Origin of the sequence: Winogradskyella sp. MH6 (assembly GCF_022810765.1) — a bacterium.
Classification (GTDB): Bacteria; Bacteroidota; Bacteroidia; order Flavobacteriales; family Flavobacteriaceae; genus Winogradskyella.
This window is the reverse complement of sequence record NZ_CP094494.1, coordinates 2,408,368-2,430,610: the sequence shown is the minus strand read 5'-3', so window position 1 is coordinate 2,430,610 and position 22,243 is coordinate 2,408,368. Positions and strand designations below refer to the sequence as shown.

Below are 22,243 nucleotides of genomic sequence, written 5' to 3'. Positions count from 1 at the left end.
AAAATGAAACAAGTATATATAGTAAAAGGATATAGAACTGCAGTTGGCAAATCCAAAAAAGGCGGTTTTAGATTTAAAAGAGCCGATGAACTTGCTGCTGAAACCATTCAGTATATGATGGGTAAGTTACCAGATTTTGATGTCAACCGTATAGATGATGTTATTGTTGGTAATGCAATGCCTGAAGGCTCTCAAGGTCTTAACATGGCACGTATAATTTCTCTAATCGGCTTAAACACAGTAGATGTACCAGGTGTAACGGTTAACAGATTTTGTTCTTCAGGATTAGAGACCATTGCTATGGCAGTTGCCAAAATTCAAGCTGGTATGGCAGAATGTATTATTGCTGGTGGTGCAGAAAGCATGAGCTCAGTTCCTATGACAGGTTTTAAGCCAGAATTAAACTACGATATCGTAAATGCTGGTCACGAAGATTATTATTGGGGAATGGGTAACACAGCAGAAGCTGTTGCAAACAAATATAACGTCTCTAGAGAAGATCAAGATGAGTTTGCTTACCACTCACATATGAAAGCTTTAAAGGCTCTTGATGAAAACAGATTTCAAGATCAAATAGTACCTATTGAAGTAGAAGAAACTTACGTTGACGAAAACGGAAAAAAAGCAACACGCAAATTTACCGTTGCTAAAGACGAAGGACCAAGAAAAGGCACTAGCAAAGAAGCTTTAGCAAAATTAAGACCTGTATTTGCACAAGGTGGTTCAGTCACTGCTGGAAACTCATCTCAAACCAGTGATGGCGCTGCATTTGTACTAGTAATGAGTGAAGCTATGGTAAAAGAGTTAAATCTTGAGCCAATTGCACGATTAGTAAGTTACGCTGCAGCAGGTGTACCACCAAGAATTATGGGTATTGGTCCTGTTGCTGCTATTCCAAAAGCGTTAAAACAAGCTGGTTTATCTCAAAAAGATATTGAATTAATAGAGCTCAACGAAGCTTTTGCATCACAATCTTTAGCTGTGATGCGAGAGTTAGACCTCAACCAAGATATTGTAAATGTCAATGGAGGTGCAATTGCTCTAGGTCATCCACTTGGTTGTACAGGTGCTAAATTATCTGTTCAGTTATTTGATGAAATGCGTAAGCGTGACATGAAAAACAAATACGGAATGGTAACCATGTGCGTGGGCACAGGCCAAGGGGCAGCTGGGATTTTTGAATTTTTAAACTAAATATAATTAAGATCTAAGATTTGAGTAATGAGAAAAAACTCTCAGTACTCATTACTAAAAACTATAAAAAATATGGCAGAAATAGAAAAAGATATCCTTCGTGGAGGTCAATTCTTAGTAAAAGAAACAAATTGTGAAGATGTCTTCACACCTGAAGATTTTTCAGAAGAACAACAAATGATGAAAGAAGCGGTTATGGAATTTAATGACCGTGAAATTATTGCTCACAAAGCAAGATTTGAAGCTAAAGACTATGCACTTACGGAAGAAGTAATGCGCAAAGCAGGTGAACTTGGTTTCTTAGGTATTGCTGTACCTGAAGCTTATGGAGGATTAGGAATGGGATTTGTTTCTACATGTCTTACTTGTGATTATATCTCTTCAGGAACAGGATCTTTCAGTACTGCTTTTGGTGCTCATACTGGTATTGGCACTATGCCAATTACGCTTTACGGAACCGAAGAACAAAAACAAAAGTATGTTCCTAAATTAGCCACAGGAGAATGGTTTGGAGCTTACTGTTTAACAGAGCCTGGTGCAGGTTCTGATGCTAACTCTGGTAAAACTACTGCTGAGCTATCTGCTGATGGTAAATCGTACAAAATTAATGGCCAGAAGATGTGGATTTCTAATGCTGGTTTTTGTAGCTTAATGATTGTTTTTGCTCGTATAGAAGACGATAAAAACATCACTGGATTTATTGTAGAATACGATCCAGAAAACCCTAACGGAGTTACACTTGGTGAAGAAGAGCACAAACTAGGAATTAGAGCAAGTTCTACACGTCAGGTTTTCTTTAATGACACTGTTGTACCTGTTGAAAATATGCTTGCTGGTCGTGGTGAAGGCTTTAAAATCGCCATGAATGCTCTAAATGTTGGTCGTATCAAATTAGCTGCTGCTTGTTTAGACTCTCAAAGAAAAATTTTAACTACTGCTGTAAACTATGCTAATGAGCGTAAACAGTTTAAAACCCCTATTGCAGATTTTGGTGCTATAAAAATGAAATTGGCTAAAATGGCTACCGATGCCTATGCTGGTGAATCTGCAACCTACAGAGCTGCAAAAAATATTGAAGATCGTATCGCAATTCGTGAAGCTTCAGGAAACTCTCATCAAGAAGCTGAGCTAAAAGGTGTAGAAGAATATGCTATTGAATGTTCTATTTTAAAAGTAGCCGTATCAGAAGATGTACAAAACTGTGCGGATGAAGGTATCCAAATTTTTGGAGGTATGGGATTCTCTGAGGAAACACCAATGGAAGCTGCTTGGAGAGATGCTCGTATTGCTCGAATCTATGAAGGCACTAACGAAATTAACAGAATGCTTTCTGTTGGTATGTTAGTTAAAAAAGCTATGAAAGGTCATGTGGATTTATTAGGTCCTGCAATGAAGGTACAAGAAGAACTAATGGGTATACCTTCATTTGATACACCAGATTACTCAGAGCTTTTCTCTGAAGAAAAAGAAATGATTGCAAAGCTTAAAAAGGTATTCTTAATGGTTGCTGGAGCTGCTGTTCAAAAGTTTGGTCCAGACATGGAAAAACACCAACAACTTTTAGTTGCAGCTGCTGATATTTTAATTGAAATATATATGGCAGAATCTACTATTTTAAGAACAGAAAAGAATGCAAAACGCTTTGGCGAAGACTCTCAGGCTGTGCAAATTGCTATGTCTAAATTATATTTATTCAATGCAGTAAATATTATTGAAGATAAAGGAAAAGAAAGTATTATTTCGTTTGCTGAAGGAGATGAGCAACGTATGATGCTTATGGGATTAAAACGTTTTACTAAGTATCAAAATTATCCAGACATTGTTGATCTACGTAACGAAATTGCCGAAAAAGTAAAAGCAGAAAACAAATACTGCTTTTAGATTTAAGTTTAAGTTAGGAATGAAAAAAGCCAATTCGCGTTTGAATTGGCTTTTTTTTGTGAAGTTTACTTAACTATAATCTTCTTTGTTACGATTTTATTATCCTCTAAATGTAACCTTACAACATATATGCCAGCGGTTAAATTATCAATACTATACTCGTTATAAGAACCATCTAGTACATCTTCAATCTTATATGCTGACTTACCTGTAATATTATAAATTTCAATATTTTTAAAAGTTGTATTTCTTGGGTTAAGAACAACCAACTTATTCCTATTCGTAGCATAGTTAAAGTCTAATTGTTCTTCTTCATTATCATCAACACTCAACTGGCTTGGATTTTGAAAACCTAGCACAAAACGATCTTCATAAATACCTGCTGGTAGAGAAGCTTCATAATTAGCATTTCTTAAATCGTAATGTGTACCCAACTCTGTATCGTGAAGTATAATATCTAAATCATCTGGAAAATTCTCTAAAGCCTGAATTGCAATAACCACATCTCCAACATCACTCTTTTGAATACTAAGAGGTAACGTTGTTTCTTCTGCATCTATGTCTCCAATGCCTTGTATCACAAACAAATCATCCTCAATTAACCAAGACATGTCATCTACCTGTACATCGTTTAAATAACCGTCAAATCCCCAATCATAGCCATCAGTACATCTGTCATCTACTGTTAATAAAATTTCTCTGTTGATTATACCAATCGAAGTAAATAAGAGTCTTATTTTAGGACGGTCATCACTATTAGAGTCTACATCAGGATTAAAACTGTTAGTAATTGTTGTTGAAGAATCAACCGTTAAACGATCAAAATTCTGTCCAGAACTTATCAAACAATATGTTAAGCACAAAAGCAAAGCTTTTGTTATAAAAGAATATATTTTCATAACTCAATGAGGGATTTTAATGTCTGGCAGAAAATTACTGCCATCTATAATTGAGTTCCACTAAGATTGTTTTTTTTACTCGGTTATTCGGATAATGTATGTTAAAAACAAAATAATTCGCTGTAGTGATAACAAGTGTAAATTTTACCGATAAATTGTAATGTTGATTTTAGATTTCTTTGCTGTTTCTAATACTATTTCAATTGAAATACATTATATATTAATCACTATATTTAAGGAATCAATCTTGCTATCTCATGAAATATTATTTTTTAATCCTATTTCCCTTCCTATCTACCCTATCCTATTCACAGTCTAACACCGAAGTCTTTCTTTTTGATTTAAAAAAGAGCAACTCTAAAATTGAAGTTTCCAACGGTATTAATATATCCAATAATGAAGGCTACGACAATCAACCTTCATTCTTTGAAGATGACAACGTATTGTATGCTTCAACAAGAAATGGCCAAACAGATATTGCTCAATATCACATAAATTACAAATCAAAAACATTCATAAATTATACAAAAGGTGGCGAGTACACTCCTTTAAAAATTCCAAATAAAAATGCTATTTCTGCCGTTAGATTAGATCCTGATGGCAAACAACGTTTATATAGTTATAATCTAAGTAATGGTGAATCTACAGAACTTATACAAGATTTGGTCGTTGCTTACTATACTTGGTACAACGAGAACTCAATAGTATCTGCAGTAATAGAAGATGAGCAATTAAATTTATATGTTACAGATATTGCAGATGGTACAAACAGAAAATATGCGACAAGTGTTGGTCGCTCATTTCATAAAATTCCTAATTCTAATTTGGTAAGCTTTATCTACAAAGAAACTGACAAAGCATGGCAAATAAGATCGTTAAATCCAAATAATGGTATTACCAGACTTATTGCCAACACTATGGAAGGCGTCGAAGATATTTGCTGGCTAGATGGCAGAACACTACTATCTGGTAAAAATGGTGTATTATACAAACTAACTCTTAAACGCGATAATAACTGGAAAAAAGTAGCCGATTTATCCTCTTATGGTATTGCTGATATTACACGCTTGGCTATAAATGATAATGGCACAAAATTATTGATTGCTGCTGATTTGCAACCAGAAAATGAAGAGTCTAATTCTAACGACACAACAATTGAAAATATTGAAACTTCCCCAATTTTATCTGAGGCTGAAGCTGCAGCTGTGGTTCAAAAACACATAGACCCTTTTAACAATAGGCAGCTCAATGATTTTGCAAATGCTTTTGGAACCAATGTAGTCGTTAATAAATTCCCTAAGGATTATATGTACTCTGGCAGAAATGCTCTTAAGGAAAACTACAGACAATTTTTTAAAAACAACAAAAAGTCTAACGTTAAAGTATTAAACCGTATGGTGCTCAATAATTATGTTGTTGACGAGGAATTGGTAACTTTAAATAATCTTACCATAAGACAAGCCACTATTTACAATGTAGATAAAGATGGTATAAAGTCCATGACTTTTATTAGAAATAAAAATACCACTTCTAATCCCGAAACTATAGTAAATGATCAGCTTGAAGCATATAACAAAAGAGATATCGATGAGTTTAGCAAAACCTACACAAAAGATGTTAAACTATATGAATTTCCTGAAAACATAACTTCTAACGGAAAAGAGGAATTAGAAAAAAGATACCAAGTAATATTTCAAAAGGTACCAGACCTTAATGCAGAAATTATGAACCGAATTGTGTTGGGCAACAAAGTCATAGATAAAGAAAAAGCAACCATAAACGGAAAAACCTATTATGCTATAGCCATTTATGAAGTTGAGGACGGTTTAATTTCAAAAGTTACCTTTATTCAATAATCAAACTATGAAAAATATTATAACATTTATAGTATTAGCAATTGGTTTAAACACATATTCTCAGGAAAAGAAGACTTTAGAACCAAAATTAGAAAACATTGCATGGATAGCTGGCGCATGGCATGGTGAAGCCTTTGGAGGCATCACTGAAGAAATCTGGAGCGAACCATCTGGAGGTTCTATGATGGCTACTTTTAAATTAATTGTTGATGAAAAAGTACAGTTTTATGAAATTGAAGTCATTAGAGAGATTGAAGATTCTTTAATACTCCAACTAAAACATTTTAGATCAGATTTAAAAGGATGGGAAACTAAAGATGAAACCGTTGACTTTCCCTTAAGAGAAATTACAGAAAATAAAGTTGTTTTTGAAGGCATGACATTTGAAAAAGTGTCTTCAAATGAAATGAATGTTTATGTAGATATCAAAAACGAAAATGGCACTGTTGAAACAGTGAAATTCAATTACAAAAAATAAATACTACATGAAAAAACACATTCTTGTTATACTACTTTCATTATGCTTTATTAGTTGTAAAAATGATAAAAAAGAACCTGTAGAAATAATATCTGAATCTAGTAAACCCGAAAAACAACTAAGAAAAATAACAAAAGCTAAAGATGCCATTTCAGTTGATGGCATTGCCAATGAAACATCTTGGAAAAACGCAAAATGGTATCCAATAGATCAGGTTTGGTTAGGTGATTCCATAACACAAGATGATTTTTTTGGAAGATTCAAAATAACCTGGGATGATGATGCACTCTATGTCCTAGCTGAAATAAAAGACGATACTTTAATTGACAAAATAAATGATCCTCTCGTAAAATGGTGGGACGATGACTGTTTAGAGATTTTTGTGGACGAAGACAATAGTGGTGGTGAACATCAGTATAATCATAATGCATTTGCATACCACATTGCCCTAAATGGTAATATTATTGACATGTCAACAGAAAAAGTTGGCAAAATGTATAACTCGCACGTAGAGTCCAAGATTTTAACAACAAACAATACTTCTGTTTGGGAAGTTAAAATGTATCTTTATGATGACACTTACAATGACAATTCAAACTCTAATAAGCCTGTAAAACTCACAGCAAATAAAAAAATAGGTTTTGCAATTGCATATTGCGATAACGACTATAGCTTAGAGCGAGAAAATTTTATAGGTTCTATTCCGGTGGAAGGCGAAGATAAAAACCGTGGCTGGATAGACGCTAATATTTTTGGAACACTAAAACTTATCAATTAAGTATGAAAAAAGCCCTTATATTTTTATTCCTATTTCAAACAATAATCGTTGGTTCTCAAACCGATACCAAAATTTACGATATCATTGATGCCATTTCAGAAGAACGTCTTAAGAATGATGTAAAAACCCTAGCAGATTTTGGAACACGTCATACATTAAGTGATACTGTTTCTGATACACGTGGTATTGGTGCAGCAAGACGATGGATAAAATCGCAATTCGATAACATTTCTAAAGACTGTAATAATTGCTTAGAGGTTTTTTATCAAAATAACTTGGTAGAAAAAGGAACTAATCAGCGCATTGTAGAAGATGTTAATGTGGTTAATATTGTTGCTGTTCAGCGTGGCACAAAATATCCTAATCAATTTATTATAATGAGTGGAGATATAGATTCCAGAGTTTCTGACCCTAATGATTATACATCTGATGCTCCAGGAGCCAATGATAATGCAACAGGTATGGCAGGAGCTATGGAAGCAGCCAGAGTTCTATCTAAATACAAATTTGAAAGCAGCATTGTCTATCTCGGTCTATCTGGTGAAGAACAAGGTCTTTTTGGCGGACAAGGTTTTGCTAAATACGCAAAAGACAATAATTGGCAAATTATTGGTGTCCTTAATAATGACATGATTGGAAATATTGAAGGTGTTAATGGAGTTATAGATAATAGAACCTTCCGAATTTTTTCTGAACCTATTACTACGGACGAAACCGATCCTGAAAAACTAGCAAGACAAGCAAGAGCCAGACGTTTTTATGGTGGTGAAGTCGACGGTATTTCAAGACAGTTAGCAAGATATGTGCATAAAACAACCAAAACTTACATGCCAGAAATGAACCCAATGATGGTATATCGTCTCGATCGTTTTGGTCGTGGTGGACATCACAGACCATTTAACGATCTAGGTTTTGCAGGTATCCGAATTATGGAAGCTCACGAAAATTACACACAGCAACATCAAGACATTAGAACAGAAAACGATATTGATTACGGTGACACGTTTGAGCATGTCAACTTTCCATATTGTAAAAAATTAACTGCAGTAAATGCTATTACCATGGCAAGCCTTGCTTCTGCTCCACCAGCTCCAGAGGAGGTAAGTATTGGTGGTATTGTAGAAGCTTCAGCAAAATTAAAATGGAACAAAGTTGAAGGAGCCAAAGGCTACAAAATCTATTGGAGAGATACCACATCTCCTACTTGGGATAACAGTCGCTATGTAGGTGATATTAACGAGTTCACTATAGAAGGCATAGTAATTGATAATTATTTTTTCGGTGTGGCTTCAGTTTCCGAAGATGGACACGAAAGTTTAGTTACCTTTCCAAACAAAATATTAAGATAATAACACTATCATTCCTATAAAAAGGAATCTAAACCCAAATTAAAATGATTAACAAGTACATCGTGTTAACCCTATTACTGCTTAGCGCTTTAATATCTAATGCTCAATTGCTTCAAGAAAAAAAGGATTTTACCAAACAAGATACACTGAGAGGTAGTATAACTCCAGAGCGCGAATGGTGGGATCTCACCTATTATCACTTAGACATAGAAGTAAAACCAGAACTAAAATTTATTTCAGGAAAAAACACCATTCAATATAAAGTGATTTCTAAGCCTAACGAGTTTATGCAAATAGATTTGCAACAACCTATGGAAATTACTAAAGCTATTCAAGATGGTAAAGAATTAGAAGTGCAAGTTGAAGGCAATGCCAACTTTATTCTTATACCTACAAAGCAAGAAATAGGAGACATAAAGACTATCGAAATTTATTACGATGGTTACCCAAGAGAAGCTGTACGTGCTCCTTGGGATGGTGGCTTTTCATGGAAAAAAGATAAAAACGGAAAGCATTTTATTGCCACATCTTGTCAAGGTTTAGGTGCCAGTGTATGGTGGCCCAACAAAGATCACATGTACGATGAAGTAGACAGTATGGACATTAGCGTTACCATTCCAAAAGGGCTTATGAATGTTTCTAACGGAAGACTGAAACGCATTGAAGAACACGATAAAACCATTACAACACACTGGACGGTAAAGAACCCAATTAACAATTATGGAGTTAACGTAAATATTGGTGATTATGTCAATTTTTCTGAAGTCTATGAAGGTGAAAAAGGTAAGCTAGACATGGACTACTGGGTGCTTTCCTATAATCTCGAAAAAGCCAAAGAACACTTTAAGGATGCACCAAAAATGATGAAAGCTTTTGAACATTGGTTTGGTCCTTATCCGTTTTACGAAGACAGCTTTAAACTAGTTGAAGTGCCTTATTTAGGTATGGAGCATCAAAGTTCAGTAACTTATGGTAATCAATATAAAAAAGGCTATAATGGTTATGATTTATCCAGAACGGGTTGGGGTTTAAAATTCGATTTTATCATAATTCATGAAGCTGGTCACGAGTGGTTTGCCAACAATATTACCAATAAGGATATTGCAGATATGTGGATTCATGAAGGATTTACAGCCTATTCAGAAAACCTCTTTTTGGATTACTACTACGGAAAGGAAGCTTCAGCAGAATATGTGATTGGTACTCGGAAAAATATTCAAAATGATAGACCACTAATTGGAGAATACGACGTAAACCATGAAGGCTCTGGAGATATGTATTACAAAGGTGCCAACATGCTACACACTTTAAGACAACTTGTTGAAGATGATGAAAAATGGAGAGAAATTTTAAGAGGCTTAAATGCTGAATTTTACCACCAAACCGTGACTACAAAACAGATTGAGAATTATCTCAATAAAATGACCAATAAAGATTTAACGGCGTTTTTCAATCAATATTTAAGAGATACAAGAATACCAACTTTAGAATATAAAATTGAAGACGGTCAATTAAAATTCCGATATACCAACATTGTAGACGATTTTGATATGCCTATTGAAGTTGAAATTGATGGCAAACATGAATGGATTTTTCCAAATTCAGAATGGAAAACAAAGTCTATTGAAAGTGAAGATTTTGTAGTAGATAAAGATTTCTATATATATTCTAAAAAGGTATAAGTTGGAAATCCCAGAACTCTATTTTGAGCGCGACACCGACTGGTACGATTGGTTACTGAACAATCATCGTAGACACGATGCCGTTTATTTAATCTTCTATAAAGTAGACCATCATCTACCATCTATGCGTTGGAAAGAAGCTGTAAAAGTAGCTATTTGCTTTGGATGGATTGACTCTACAGTAAAAAGTTTAGGTAGCGGAAAAAGACAACAATACTTTACAAAACGAAATCCTAAAAGCACGTGGAGTGCCCTAAACAAAACTTACGTCAACCTCTTAGAAAAAGAAGGGCTGATTCATGATACTGGTTGGGAAGTTATAAATCTGGCCAAAGAAACTGGAAAATGGTCTGAAATGGACGATGTAGAAAATAGCATTATCCCTAAAGACCTACAAAACGCTTTTGACAAAAATGCAATAGCTTTTGAAAACTATCAAAACTTTGCAAAAGGCTATCAAAAAAGCTACTTATCATGGTTACACAGCGCGAAGCGAGAAGCTACACGACAAAACAGAATCGCAGAGATTATAAAATTCTGTAATGCCAATAAAAAAACTCGCGACAACTGGTAATTTCGTTAACGTCTTCTTAAGAAGAATACCAATCGATTTTTCTTAGTTTGCAGGTTTATACATAACCGTGAAATCTAAAAACAAATCTTTAGCAAAATCTGTAAGATGGTACCGCAAATGGCATCGCTACATTGCCATGTCTCTTTTGGTATTTATTGCTATTATTAGTCTTAGTGGCATTTTATTGGCATGGAAAGATGAGTTACAGCTAAAACCACCATCTGAAAAGTCAGCAAATACAAATTTAGATTTGCTCCCATTAAGCAAAATTGAAACTATTGCTGTTAATCATATTAAGAGTGTAAACTTAGATACTATAATAAATCGTATTGATTACAGACCTAGAAAAGGAATAGCTAAGGTGCGATTTGAAACCCATTTTACAGAACTTCAAATAGACTGTTACTCTGGTGAAATTTTATCACAAGAAACAAGAACCGCAGATATTATAGAAATGATACACGATGGTTCTATTGTAGATTATTTATTTAATTCCGAAAAAAAAACTGTAAAGCTCTTTTACTCTTCAATCCTTGGGTTAGGGCTTTTGTTTTTGGCTTTTAGTGGATTTTGGCTCTGGAAAAAACCTAAACAGATAAAGAAAAACAAAAACTAACATTCATTTTTATAACCTTCAATAAGTATATGATACTTTGTATGCCTATATACAAATCCGCAACTGTTTTATTTTTAATGTAACATTTACACCGTTTTAGATTCTAACATTTTGTTAACTTTACTCAAAACTTATTACAGAATGTCTGAGGAAACCGAACAAGAAGAGCCGAAAAAATCCAGAAAAAAAATCAACTGGACCACTGATAAAATTATGAGCACGTCTGCTCTATTTATAAGTGTTATTTCACTTATCGCTTTACTATACCAATCGTACTTGGCCAGGGAAGAAAACAGACTTACACAAATGCAGCAAAGTGCATCCGTACTTCCTCACTTAAACCAATGGTATAGTGAGTACGGCAACAATTTTAAGTTTGTAATTGGAAACAAAGGTGTTGGACCAGCTTTTATTGATAATGTTGAAATTTTATTAGATACTACGCATAGTTTTAATAATACCGATGACTTGTTTGATTATATTTTTAAAAACACAAAAGGTTTAGACACCATTCCTTATTCAAAAAACACATTGATAAAAGGATTTGTTTTGCCTGCCAATGAGCAAATCAATGTTTTAGAAATAAATAATGCTAAAAACCTAAACCTTGTAAAAGACTTATTGAGCAAAAAAGTCATTCTTTATAAAATCACTTATAAAGATGTTTACGGTACAAAATGGCTATTATCAAACGAAGATTATAATAACAACAGTAGCACAATTCCTGTTTTATTAGATAACTAAAGCACACCTTAACATCTCTTTTATAATTCTCAAATATCTTTTCATTATTTTTAGGGAAATTAACTAACCTTAATAATAATGAAACGTTTTCTCTCATGTGTTATGCTTTGCTGTGTAGCACTACTTTCTGCACAAGAATTTTCGATGGATTTAGTAAAAAACATGGCTCCCAGAAACATTGGTCCTGGTGGCATGTCTGGTCGTGTTACAGCTATAGATGTCGTAAACGACAATCCAGATATCATGTATGTTGGCACGGCTTCGGGCGGACTTTGGAAATCAACTTCTGGAGGTATAAAATGGGAACCCATTTTCGATAAAGAGGTTACAGCTTCTATAGGTGCTGTTGAAATTCAGCAATCTAATCCGAGTGTAATATGGGTTGGTACAGGTGAAGGTAATCCTCGTAACTCACTAAATGGCGGTTACGGAATATACAAATCGCTAGATGGTGGAAAATCTTGGATGGCTATGGGTTTAGAGAAAACTAGACATATACATAGAATCATTGTTGATCCAACTAATCCTGATGTGGTTTATGTAGGTGCTATCGGTTCTCCTTGGGGAGAACATCCTGAACGTGGAGTCTTTAAAACTACAGATGGTGGCAAAACATGGGAAAAAATTCTTTTTGCAAACAACAAAACTGGTGTTGCTGATTTGGTGATGGATCCTTCTAACCCAAACAAACTATTCGCTGCTATGTGGGAACACAAGCGAGATCCTTGGTTTTTTAATTCTGGTGGAAAAGGTTCTGCATTGCACATGACGCATGATGGCGGTAAAACATGGAAAAAAATTACTGAAGAAGACGGTTTCCCAAAAGGAGATTTAGGTCGTATTGGTGTGGCTATTGCACCTGGCAAACCAAACATTGTTTACGCTTTAGTTGAAGCAGACAAAAATGCATTGTACAAAAGTGAAGATGGTGGTTTTAAATGGCAAAAAGTCAACGATAAAAATGATATTGGAAATCGTCCTTTTTACTACTCCGAAATTTACGTAGATCCTCAAAATGAAAACCGTGTATATTCCGTATTCACATATGTAAACGTTTCTGAAGATGGTGGTAAAAACTTTACTCAACTCATGCCTGCCTATGGTGTAAGTAATGGTGTTCACCCAGACCATCATGCATGGTGGATTCATCCTGAAGATGGTAGTTTTATGATTGACGGTAACGATGGTGGTATGAATATTACCAAAGATGGTGGAAAAACGTGGAGATTTATTGGCAATCTTCCTGTGGCGCAGTTTTATCACATAGCCGTGGATAATGAATTTCCATATAACGTCTATGGTGGCATGCAAGACAATGGGTCTTGGCGAGGACCTGCTTATGTTTGGAAAGACCAAGGCATAAGAAATAGCTACTGGCAAGAAATAAGTTTTGGTGATGGGTTTGATGTGGTTCCAGATAGAGATAACTCTCGTTACGGTTGGTCTATGAGTCAACAAGGTTACGTTAGCAGATACGATTGGCAAACTGGCAATAATTATCTAGTGAGACCAACGCATCCTGATGCTAATGTAGAATTACGTTTTAATTGGAATTCTGCCATAAATATTGATCCTTTTGATAATAGTACCATCTATTTTGGAAGTCAGTTTGTACATAAATCGATTGATAAAGGTGAAACTTGGACTATCATCTCACCAGATCTTACCACTAATGATCCCGAAAAGCTAAAACAATCTGAAAGTGGTGGTTTAACTATGGATGCTACTGGTGCCGAAAATCACTGTACCGTTTTGGTTATAGAACCTTCTCCTGTTGAAAAAGACATGCTTTGGGTTGGTACAGATGATGGTCGCGTACATTATACTACAGATGGAGGGAAAAACTGGAAAGATGTTTCAAAAAACATTACAGGATTACCAAAAGGTAGCTGGATTGTACAAATAAAAGCTTCTAACAAAAATAAAGGAGAAGCCCTTTTAATAGCCAATGATTACAGACGTTTTAACTATACTCCATATGCTTACAGAACTAAAAACTATGGTAAAACATGGGAACGTATTGTAGATGATAGAGATGTTAAGAGCTATACTTTAGCTATAGTTGAAGATATTGAAGAACCAAATCTTATGTTTTTGGGTACAGATGATGGCTTGTATGTGTCTGTAAATGCAGGTGAACAATGGACAAAATGGACCGAAGGCTTCCCTACCACCTCTGTAAAAGATTTAGTAATTCATCCTCGTGAACACGATTTAGTTATAGGTACTTTTGGTAGAGCTGCTTGGGTTTTAGATGATATTAGGCCTTTGAGAGCTATGACAAAAGATAAGTCAGTTATCAACTCGAATATTGAATTATTTGATCCTCCAACAGCGTATCAAGCTGCCTACCAACAACCAACAGGAAGCCGTTTTGGTGCTGATGCTATGTATCATGGTGAAAATCGAAATCGAGGAGCACATTTCACCTATATGCTTAATAAAAAAGAAGCTATTAAATCTGATATTAAATCCGATTCTAAAAAAGGTGATAAAAATATTAGCGACAAAAAGGTTGGAAATGAAATTAGTTGGGACTCTCTAACTTTAAAAATATATGATGGAGATCGTTTAATCAGAACCTTAAAACAAAAATCCCCAGAGGAAAACGGTATTCATAAATGGACATGGTATATGGATGAAGCTGGTGTGAGTAGACCATCTAGAAGAGTTCGTAAGCAAAACCGCGAACCAGGAGGAGTTTCTGTAAAACCCGGAGATTACAAAGCTGTTTTGCATTATGGTAACTTAACTTCTGAAACCACAATTTCCGTTAAATCTGATCCTAGACTAGAGATATCTCAAAAAAATATAGATGAAGTTTATGTTGCATCCAAACAATTAGAGCAATTGCAAGAAAAAGCCGCTGAAGCTGTTGAGCAATTGGTTAAAAGTAAAACTATAGCTGAAGATTATAAAACAAAATTATCTAAACTAGATAAGGAGACTTACAAAGACCAGATTGAAAACTCTAAAGAAACTATAAAAGCTATAGATAGTTTAATAGATAGTTACTTAGGAAAAGTAGATAAGCGACAAGGCATTACCAGAAATCCTGAAGTAACACCAATGCAACGTTTGCGTACAGCCCAAGGTTATGTTTACGATAGTCAAATTGGACTAACCTCAACAGAAACTACATTAATTCAACACGCTAAAGATGCTTTTGATAAGGTTTTTGGTGAGACCAATAAATTTTTCAATACGACATGGAAAGATTATCAAAATAAAATGAAAGACTTAAAAGTTGATCCATTTAAAGAAACCAAAATTTTTAGTGTAGATTAAGCACAAAAAAAGCGCTCTAATTATAGAGCGCTTTTATATGTTTTAGGTCTTTTATTCTATCCACTTAAGACCGTTATAATCATCAATTTTTATACGTTTTCCTGTAGTAGATATCAGTCCTTCTTTTTTAAACTGAGACAAAATCCTAATAGCAGACTCAGTTGCTGTTCCTACTATACTCGCATAATCTTCACGAGAGAGTACAATACTTAAATAACCTTCATTATCTGTACCAAAATTATCGTGACTATACATAAGAATTTCTGCCATCCTTCTTTTTACAGATTTTTGAGCCATATTTACCAATGACACATCAGACTCTTTTAAATCATTCGCCATCTCTCTTAGCACATCCATAGTGAACTTTGGATTTTTTGATAAATCATCAATTATTTCACTTTTTGGGATAAAGCACATCTCCATATCATTTAAGGCTACTGCACTCAAATTTGTTTTTTGATCAGATACCAAAGAACGCTTACCCAATAAGTCACCTTTAACAACAAGCTTTACAACTTGATCCTTACCGTTTTCGCTTAGCTTTGTCAGTTTACATACTCCATCTCTTACACAGTAAACACCATTTAGCGTTTCGCCTTCTTCAAAGATGATTTGCCCTTTTCTATAAATTTTTCCAGTTTTACATGCAGAAACTCGCATTAGTTCTTCTCGTGTTAGGGATTTTAAGGAATTAAATTCCTTAATAATACAAGACTCACATTTGCTCATACCAATTGATTTTGTGACTATTCAAATATAATGATAACATGACAAATATCATATTTTAAAGTTGTATATTATGTCACCTTTGTTACAGGTATAAATGAGCAAATTAAAAAATGGAAAACAACTCATGTTTTCATTGTGGTGACGACTGTGGTAATCACCCAATTACATTTCAGGATAAATCGTTTTGTTGTAATGGTTGCAAAACTGTTTACGAAATTTTTAATGAAAATGATTTAACCTGCTACTACGACTTACAAAATGCACCTGGAGCAGTTCCGAAAGAGATTGAAGGTAAATACGACTTTTTATCCCAAGATTCTATTATTGAAAAGTTAACCGAATTTAGAAGCGACACAGCTGAAGTAGCTACGCTATACATTCCCCATATTCATTGTAGTTCTTGTATTTGGATTTTAGAAAATTTAAACAAATTAGATCCTAATATTTCATCTTCGCAAGTCAACTTTGGTAAGAAAACTGTACGTGTTACCTATAATCCTGAAGCAACAAATTTAAAGTCCATTGTGCTTTTATTGAGCTCAATCGGTTATGAACCTTACATTAGTCTTGATGATTTTAGTTCTGGAAAAAATCATATCAATAGAAGCCTTATCTATAAATTAGGTGTAGCCAGTTTTGGGTTTGGAAACATTATGTTTCTCTCTTTTCCAGAATATTTTGAACTTAATGAATTTTGGTTAGAACAGTACAAGCATGTGTTTAGATGGTTAATGTTTGCCATGTCTATTCCCATTGTTTTTTATTCTGCGCAAGATTATTTTATTTCCGCGTACAAAGGCTTAAAAGCAAAGCTTTTAAATATTGATGTACCAATTGCACTGGGTGTTTCTGTATTATTTATTAGAAGTACTATTGAGATTATTTTTGATTTAGGCTCTGGCTTTTTTGATAGTCTTGCTGGTTTGATTTTCTTCCTTCTGGTTGGAAAATTCTTTCAACAAAAAACCTATGACTTTTTATCGTTTGAACGCGATTATAAATCCTACTTCCCTATTGCCATTACTAAGATTGGTAAAAATGGAGAAGAATCATCCATACAGGTTTATGATATTGAGAAAGGAGACAGAATACTTATTAGAAATGAAGAGCTAATTCCTGTTGATGGTATTTTAATCAACGGTAAAGGAGAGATAGATTACAGTTTTGTGACTGGTGAATCTCAGACTGTTTCAAAAAAATCTGGAGATAAGCTTTTTGCTGGTGGCAAACAAACCTCTGGAGTCATAGAGCTAGAAGCTTTAAAATCTGTTGAGCAAAGCTACTTAACCCAACTTTGGAGTAACGATGTCTTTAACAAGAATAAAGAAGATGGCTTTGCAACCATAACCAACAAGGTGAGTAAACATTTTACGATAGCTATTTTATCAATTGCTTTTATTGCCACAACATTTTGGCTGATTACAGACGCAAGCAAAGCCATGAATGTATTTACAGCAGTACTTATTATTGCTTGTCCTTGTGCAATTGCGCTATCGGCTCCATTTACTTTTGGAAACTTATTACGAATATTTGGCAAACTGAAATTTTATATCAAAAATGCAAGTGTTATTGAAAAACTGGCACAGATAGATACTGTAATTTTTGATAAAACAGGAACCATTACTTCAAATAAATCTAGTAATGCTATCTATGATGGCGAGCTACTTTCTGACACTGAAAATTTAGTGTTAAAAAATTCATTGAGAGGTTCTAACCATCCTTTAAGTAGAAGCCTTTATAATATTTTGGATGAACACAATATTGTAACCCTAGACACTTTTGAAGAGCATATTGGTAAAGGTATTGAAGCAAAACATAATGATATTAATCTTAAAATAGGCTCGGCAAGTTTTGTTGGTAATACGCAAGAAGCTGCCGTTTTAAATACTACCGTTCATATTAGTAGCAATAATGTTTATAAAGGAAAATACACCTTTTATAATAGTTATAGAAAAGGAGTTTCTAAACTCTTTAATAAACTAAAAAAGCAATTCGATTTAGTCATTCTTTCAGGAGATAATGAAGGGGAACGTGAAAACCTAAAGAAATTATTGCCTGCAAAAACAAAACTCATTTTCAACCAAAAACCCGAGGATAAACTAGATTTCATCAAATATCACCAATCTGAAGGAGCAAAAGTATTAATGATAGGAGATGGTTTAAATGATGCTGGCGCCTTAGCTCAAAGTGATGTTGGTATTGCTATATCAGAAGATGTAAATGTGTTCTCACCTGCTTGTGATGCGATTTTAGACGCTTCAAAATTTAAAGAATTATATGCGTATATTAAAGCATCTAAATCAGCCATAAAAATCATAAAATGGAGCTTTGTGCTTTCATTTATTTATAATGTCGTAGGATTATATTTTGCTGTAACAGGACAATTAGCACCTGTTGTTGCGGCAATATTAATGCCTTTGAGTTCTATAAGTATTGTTGTCTTTACAACTGTTTTTACGAATTTCTTAGGCAGAAAACTAAAATAGCTATTTGGAATAATTTTAAATAAAGTGACATGATAAATGTCATATTTTAAACTTTTGGTCAATAGTACTTTTGAAACATAACTTCAAAAATAGGTATGAGTGTTATATATATTTTATTAACTGTTAGCGTCATAGTTGGCGTCACATTTTTAATCATTTTTTTATTAGCCGTAAAGTCTGGCCAGTATGATGATAGTTATACGCCTTCGGTACGTATGCTCTTTGAAGACGAAATTATTAAGACCAAAAAGAATAACTCAACACAAACAAAAACTGACTAATTATTTTAATATGGAAATGCAACAATTTTACTACGATAACAAAATCGTTAAAAAGTTCCTCTATGCCACAATACTTTGGGGAGTTGTAGGTATGCTAGTAGGATTACTACTAGCCTTTATGTTTATATTCCCAAACTTAACCGATGGTATATCATGGTTAAGTTTTGGTCGTTTAAGACCATTACACACTAATGCAGTGATTTTTGCCTTTGTAGGTAATGCTATTTTTGCTGGTGTGTACTATTCGCTACAACGTTTACTGAAAGCAAGAATGTTTAGCGATTTATTAAGCAACATCAACTTTTGGGGATGGCAGCTAATTATTGTCGGAGCTGCAATTACGCTTCCGTTAGGATTCTCAACTTCAAAAGAATATGCCGAATTAGAATGGCCATTTGATATCGCCATCGCACTTATTTGGGTTGCTTTTGGTGTAAATATGATTGGTACAATTTTAAAGCGTCGTCAACGTCACCTATACGTTGCAATATGGTTTTACATAGCCACATTTGTTACGGTTGCAGTACTTCATATTTTCAATAGTTTAGAATTACCTGTAAGTGGTTTAAAAAGCTACTCTGTTTACGCTGGTGTACAAGATGCTTTGGTACAATGGTGGTATGGACATAATGCTGTGGCATTCTTCTTAACTACACCTTTCTTAGGATTGATGTACTATTTTGTACCTAAAGCAGCAAATAGACCTGTATATTCTTACAGACTTTCTATTGTTCACTTCTGGTCCTTAATATTTATTTACATATGGGCAGGGCCTCACCACTTATTATATACTGCTTTACCAGAATGGGCACAACATTTAGGTGTTGCATTCTCAGTAATGTTAATTGCACCTTCTTGGGGTGGTATGATTAATGGTCTGTTAACATTACGCGGTGCTTGGGATAAAGTACGTACAGATCCTGTTCTTAAATTTATGGTTGTTGCCATTACTGGTTATGGTATGGCAACGTTTGAAGGTCCAATGCTTTCATTAAAAAACGTTAATGCTATAGCTCACTTTACAGATTGGATTATTGCCCACGTTCACGTTGGCGCTTTAGCTTGGAACGGATTCTTAGCCTTTGGTATGATCTATTGGTTAGTACCTAGATTGTTTAAAACAAAACTACACTCTGTAGGATTAGCCAATGTACATTTTTGGGTTGGTACTTTAGGTATTATTCTATATGCATTACCAATGTATGTTGCCGGTTTTACTCAAGCAACAATGTGGAAACAATTCCGTCCTGACGGAAAAATATTATATGGTAACTTCCTTGAAACCGTAACTGAGATTATGCCAATGTACTGGATGCGTGCTATTGGTGGTACCTTATACATTACAGGTATGTTAATCCTTGTATATAACATTGTAATGACGATTTCTAGAGCAGAAAGTAAAGTTACAGACGAACTTGCTGAAGCTCCAGCTCTACAACGTGTATCTAAGAGACGTGTTGCTGGTGAAGGATGGCACACTTGGTTAGAACGTAAGCCAGTGTTATTAACAATATATGCTACTATAGCAATTTTGATTGGTGGTATTGTTCAGATTATACCAACCATCGTCGTAAAATCAAATATCCCAACAATTAGTAGTGTTGAGCCATACACTCCTTTAGAACTCGAAGGTAGAGATTTATACATTAGAGAAGGTTGTGTTGGTTGTCACTCTCAAATGGTAAGACCATTTAGGAGTGAAGTAGAACGCTATGGTGAATACTCTAAAGCTGGTGAATATGTTTACGATCATCCATTCCTTTGGGGAAGCAAGCGTACAGGACCAGACTTACATAGAGTTGGAGGTAAGTATAATGACAACTGGCACTTTAACCACATGTACGATCCACAGAGTACATCTTCAGGATCTATAATGCCTGCATATAAGTGGTTAATCAGAAGTGAGTTAGACAAATCTATGACAGAAAAGAAAATGGAAACTATGGTAAGCTTAGGAGTTCCATATACTGAAGAAGATATTGCAAATGCTCAAGCATCTATGTTAGAGCAAGGTACTCAAATAGAGAAAAACCTTTATAGCGACCCTAATTTTGCCAAGTCTTATGAAGCAGATAAAGCTGCTGGTGGTGAAGACTTTGTAGAAATGCGAAATAGAGAGATTGTTGCACTTATTGCGTACTTACAAAGACTAGGTACAGACATAAAAGTGAAAGAGATTATAAACGAAACCGCTCAAAATTAAACGCTATGCTAAAGTTTGTAAAACATCACATGGAAAGTATTACTGGGATAGAAATCTACCCACTAATATCACTCTTAATATTCTTCATCTTTTTTGTAGCACTATTTTACTGGGTGTTTACAGCTAAGAAAGAATACATAACAACAGTCAGTAACATTCCTTTAGATAACCAAAACGATTCACAACTATGAGACATTTAATTCCATCATATATTAGAGTACCTGTCGTATTCTTTGCTATTGCAGGACTCATTGAGTACTTTATAGACTCTGGCGATAAGCCAGCGTTTATGGAGCAACCTGTTATTCTTTTATTCCTTTTATTAGTGCTTCTATTTTTAGTTGCAATAGAAGGTATTGTTGGCACCATGGATAATATTCTATATCAGAGTTTAGATGAAGAAGGTAAAGCCAGATATGACGCTCAGAGAGCTGCACCTTCAAAATTATCTTTATGGATGCAGAAAATTTACAAAAAACTAAAAGGTGGTAAACCAATTGAAGAAGAAGGTGAAATCATTTTAGATCATAATTACGATGGTATCAAAGAGTTAGACAACAACTTACCGCCTTGGTGGTTATATGGTTTTTATGCTACTATCATCTTTGCCTTTGTTTATATGTTACGCTACCATGTCTTTAATGCTGACGATCAATTTGCTGAGTACGAAATAGAATATGCCGAAGCCAATAGAGCTATTGAAGAATACAAAAAGACAGCAAAAGACTTAGTAGATGCCAGCAATGTAGAGCTTTTAACAGAAGCTTCAGATCTTAACGCAGGTAAAGCTATTTTTGAAACCAACTGTGTGGCTTGCCATTTGGCTGATGGAGGTGGTAGTATAGGACCAAACCTTACTGATGAACATTGGATTTTAGGAGGTGGAATAAAAAATGTATTTAGAACTATTTCTGAAGGTGGTAGACCTGGAAAAGGAATGGCTGCTTGGTCTAAAGAAGGTTTAAAACCATCTGAAATAGCTCAAGTTGCTAGTTATGTACTGCAATTTCAAGGTACTACACCAGCTCAAGGTAAGCCTGCAGAAGGAGATATCTGGGTAGATGAATCGGCAAAAAGTTCTGATGATACATCTGAAACAGAAGCTACAGAAACCGAAGAGACAAATCAAGACACTAACCAAGAAGAAGAAACCGAAACAGAAGCAACTGTAGAAAACCAAACAGTTGCTTCAAATGATTAATTCT

At 34.5% G+C, this 22,243-nt stretch carries 18 protein-coding genes; 16 read left to right on the top strand and 2 right to left on the bottom strand.

Annotation, left to right across the window (positions count from 1 at the left end; all coding sequences use genetic code 11):
• The first annotated feature begins 3 nt into the window (after positions 1–3).
• On the top strand, positions 4–1,194 hold the full coding sequence (locus MST30_RS10915; protein ID WP_243471445.1) for an acetyl-CoA C-acyltransferase: 1,191 nt from the start codon (positions 4–6) through the stop codon (positions 1,192–1,194).
• Positions 1,195–1,266: 72 nt separating this feature from the next.
• On the top strand, positions 1,267–3,075 hold the full coding sequence (locus MST30_RS10910; protein WP_243471444.1) for an acyl-CoA dehydrogenase FadE: 1,809 nt from the start codon (positions 1,267–1,269) through the stop codon (positions 3,073–3,075).
• A gap of 65 nt (positions 3,076–3,140) precedes the next feature.
• On the opposite strand, the gene MST30_RS10905 is transcribed toward MST30_RS10910, so the two are convergent.
• The gene (locus MST30_RS10905; RefSeq protein ID WP_243471443.1) at positions 3,141–3,920 is read right to left on the bottom strand and encodes a T9SS type A sorting domain-containing protein; all 780 of its coding nucleotides are present in this window, start codon (positions 3,918–3,920) and stop codon (positions 3,141–3,143) included.
• 311 nt (positions 3,921–4,231) lie between these two features.
• On the opposite strand from MST30_RS10905, the gene MST30_RS10900 reads away from it, so the two are divergent.
• From MST30_RS10900 to MST30_RS10860, 9 genes are all read left to right on the top strand, one after another.
• Positions 4,232–5,830: a nuclear transport factor 2 family protein gene (locus MST30_RS10900; RefSeq protein ID WP_243471442.1), complete on the top strand. Its 1,599-nt coding sequence runs from the start codon at positions 4,232–4,234 to the stop codon at positions 5,828–5,830.
• A gap of 7 nt (positions 5,831–5,837) precedes the next feature.
• On the top strand, positions 5,838–6,308 hold the full coding sequence (locus tag MST30_RS10895) for a DUF6265 family protein (RefSeq protein ID WP_243471441.1): 471 nt from the start codon (positions 5,838–5,840) through the stop codon (positions 6,306–6,308).
• 7 nt (positions 6,309–6,315) lie between these two features.
• On the top strand, positions 6,316–7,086 hold the full coding sequence (locus MST30_RS10890) for a sugar-binding protein (protein WP_243471440.1): 771 nt from the start codon (positions 6,316–6,318) through the stop codon (positions 7,084–7,086).
• 2 nt (positions 7,087–7,088) lie between these two features.
• Positions 7,089–8,435, top strand: coding sequence for a M28 family peptidase (locus MST30_RS10885; protein ID WP_243471439.1), 1,347 nt, complete (start codon positions 7,089–7,091; stop codon positions 8,433–8,435).
• 44 nt (positions 8,436–8,479) lie between these two features.
• Positions 8,480–10,117, top strand: a complete 1,638-nt coding sequence (locus tag MST30_RS10880; protein WP_243471438.1) for a M1 family metallopeptidase — start codon at positions 8,480–8,482, stop codon at positions 10,115–10,117.
• A gap of 1 nt (position 10,118) precedes the next feature.
• Complete coding sequence (locus MST30_RS10875) at positions 10,119–10,691, top strand: YdeI/OmpD-associated family protein (RefSeq protein WP_243471437.1); 573 nt, start codon at positions 10,119–10,121, stop codon at positions 10,689–10,691.
• A gap of 67 nt (positions 10,692–10,758) precedes the next feature.
• Positions 10,759–11,307, top strand: a complete 549-nt coding sequence (locus tag MST30_RS10870) for a PepSY domain-containing protein (RefSeq protein ID WP_243471436.1) — start codon at positions 10,759–10,761, stop codon at positions 11,305–11,307.
• 141 nt (positions 11,308–11,448) lie between these two features.
• Complete coding sequence (locus MST30_RS10865; protein ID WP_243471435.1) at positions 11,449–12,051, top strand: CRISPR-associated DxTHG motif protein; 603 nt, start codon at positions 11,449–11,451, stop codon at positions 12,049–12,051.
• Between the two features lie 78 nt (positions 12,052–12,129).
• Positions 12,130–15,339: a WD40/YVTN/BNR-like repeat-containing protein gene (locus MST30_RS10860; protein ID WP_243471434.1), complete on the top strand. Its 3,210-nt coding sequence runs from the start codon at positions 12,130–12,132 to the stop codon at positions 15,337–15,339.
• 51 nt (positions 15,340–15,390) lie between these two features.
• On the opposite strand, the gene MST30_RS10855 is transcribed toward MST30_RS10860, so the two are convergent.
• The gene (locus tag MST30_RS10855) at positions 15,391–16,068 is read right to left on the bottom strand and encodes a Crp/Fnr family transcriptional regulator (protein WP_243471433.1); all 678 of its coding nucleotides are present in this window, start codon (positions 16,066–16,068) and stop codon (positions 15,391–15,393) included.
• 110 nt (positions 16,069–16,178) lie between these two features.
• Here MST30_RS10855 and MST30_RS10850 point away from each other — a divergent pair, with 110 nt between their 5' ends.
• The 5 genes from MST30_RS10850 to MST30_RS10830 all read left to right on the top strand — a co-directional run bounded on the left by MST30_RS10850 (position 16,179) and on the right by MST30_RS10830 (position 22,239).
• On the top strand, positions 16,179–18,554 hold the full coding sequence (locus MST30_RS10850) for a heavy metal translocating P-type ATPase (protein WP_243471432.1): 2,376 nt from the start codon (positions 16,179–16,181) through the stop codon (positions 18,552–18,554).
• A 95-nt stretch (positions 18,555–18,649) separates the two neighbouring features.
• A complete protein-coding gene (gene ccoS / locus MST30_RS10845; RefSeq protein WP_243471431.1) occupies positions 18,650–18,835 on the top strand; it encodes a cbb3-type cytochrome oxidase assembly protein CcoS in 186 nt (61 codons plus the stop codon).
• A gap of 10 nt (positions 18,836–18,845) precedes the next feature.
• Positions 18,846–21,038, top strand: coding sequence for a cytochrome-c oxidase, cbb3-type subunit I (gene ccoN / locus MST30_RS10840; RefSeq protein WP_243471430.1), 2,193 nt, complete (start codon positions 18,846–18,848; stop codon positions 21,036–21,038).
• Positions 21,039–21,043: 5 nt separating this feature from the next.
• Positions 21,044–21,229, top strand: coding sequence for a CcoQ/FixQ family Cbb3-type cytochrome c oxidase assembly chaperone (locus MST30_RS10835; protein WP_243471429.1), 186 nt, complete (start codon positions 21,044–21,046; stop codon positions 21,227–21,229).
• Positions 21,226–22,239, top strand: coding sequence for a cbb3-type cytochrome c oxidase N-terminal domain-containing protein (locus tag MST30_RS10830; RefSeq protein ID WP_243471428.1), 1,014 nt, complete (start codon positions 21,226–21,228; stop codon positions 22,237–22,239). The genes MST30_RS10835 and MST30_RS10830 overlap by 4 nt, the downstream gene beginning before the upstream one ends.
• The last annotated feature ends 4 nt before the right edge of the window (positions 22,240–22,243 follow it).

What these genes read in the sequence shown, in the direction of transcription:
- MST30_RS10895 (WP_243471441.1), top strand. Translation starts at nt 5,838, where the DNA reads ATGAAAAATATTATAACATTTATAGTATTAGCAATTGGTTTAAACACA.
- MST30_RS10860 (WP_243471434.1), top strand. Translation starts at nt 12,130, where the DNA reads ATGAAACGTTTTCTCTCATGTGTTATGCTTTGCTGTGTAGCACTACTT.
- MST30_RS10880 (WP_243471438.1), top strand. Translation starts at nt 8,480, where the DNA reads ATGATTAACAAGTACATCGTGTTAACCCTATTACTGCTTAGCGCTTTA.
- ccoS (WP_243471431.1), top strand. Translation starts at nt 18,650, where the DNA reads ATGAGTGTTATATATATTTTATTAACTGTTAGCGTCATAGTTGGCGTC.
- MST30_RS10910 (WP_243471444.1), top strand. Translation starts at nt 1,267, where the DNA reads ATGGCAGAAATAGAAAAAGATATCCTTCGTGGAGGTCAATTCTTAGTA.
- MST30_RS10885 (WP_243471439.1), top strand. Translation starts at nt 7,089, where the DNA reads ATGAAAAAAGCCCTTATATTTTTATTCCTATTTCAAACAATAATCGTT.
- ccoN (WP_243471430.1), top strand. Translation starts at nt 18,846, where the DNA reads ATGGAAATGCAACAATTTTACTACGATAACAAAATCGTTAAAAAGTTC.
- MST30_RS10830 (WP_243471428.1), top strand. Translation starts at nt 21,226, where the DNA reads ATGAGACATTTAATTCCATCATATATTAGAGTACCTGTCGTATTCTTT.
- MST30_RS10900 (WP_243471442.1), top strand. Translation starts at nt 4,232, where the DNA reads ATGAAATATTATTTTTTAATCCTATTTCCCTTCCTATCTACCCTATCC.
- MST30_RS10835 (WP_243471429.1), top strand. Translation starts at nt 21,044, where the DNA reads ATGCTAAAGTTTGTAAAACATCACATGGAAAGTATTACTGGGATAGAA.
- MST30_RS10865 (WP_243471435.1), top strand. Translation starts at nt 11,449, where the DNA reads ATGTCTGAGGAAACCGAACAAGAAGAGCCGAAAAAATCCAGAAAAAAA.
- MST30_RS10915 (WP_243471445.1), top strand. Translation starts at nt 4, where the DNA reads ATGAAACAAGTATATATAGTAAAAGGATATAGAACTGCAGTTGGCAAA.
- MST30_RS10855 (WP_243471433.1), bottom strand. Translation starts at nt 16,068, where the DNA reads ATGAGCAAATGTGAGTCTTGTATTATTAAGGAATTTAATTCCTTAAAA.
- MST30_RS10850 (WP_243471432.1), top strand. Translation starts at nt 16,179, where the DNA reads ATGGAAAACAACTCATGTTTTCATTGTGGTGACGACTGTGGTAATCAC.
- MST30_RS10890 (WP_243471440.1), top strand. Translation starts at nt 6,316, where the DNA reads ATGAAAAAACACATTCTTGTTATACTACTTTCATTATGCTTTATTAGT.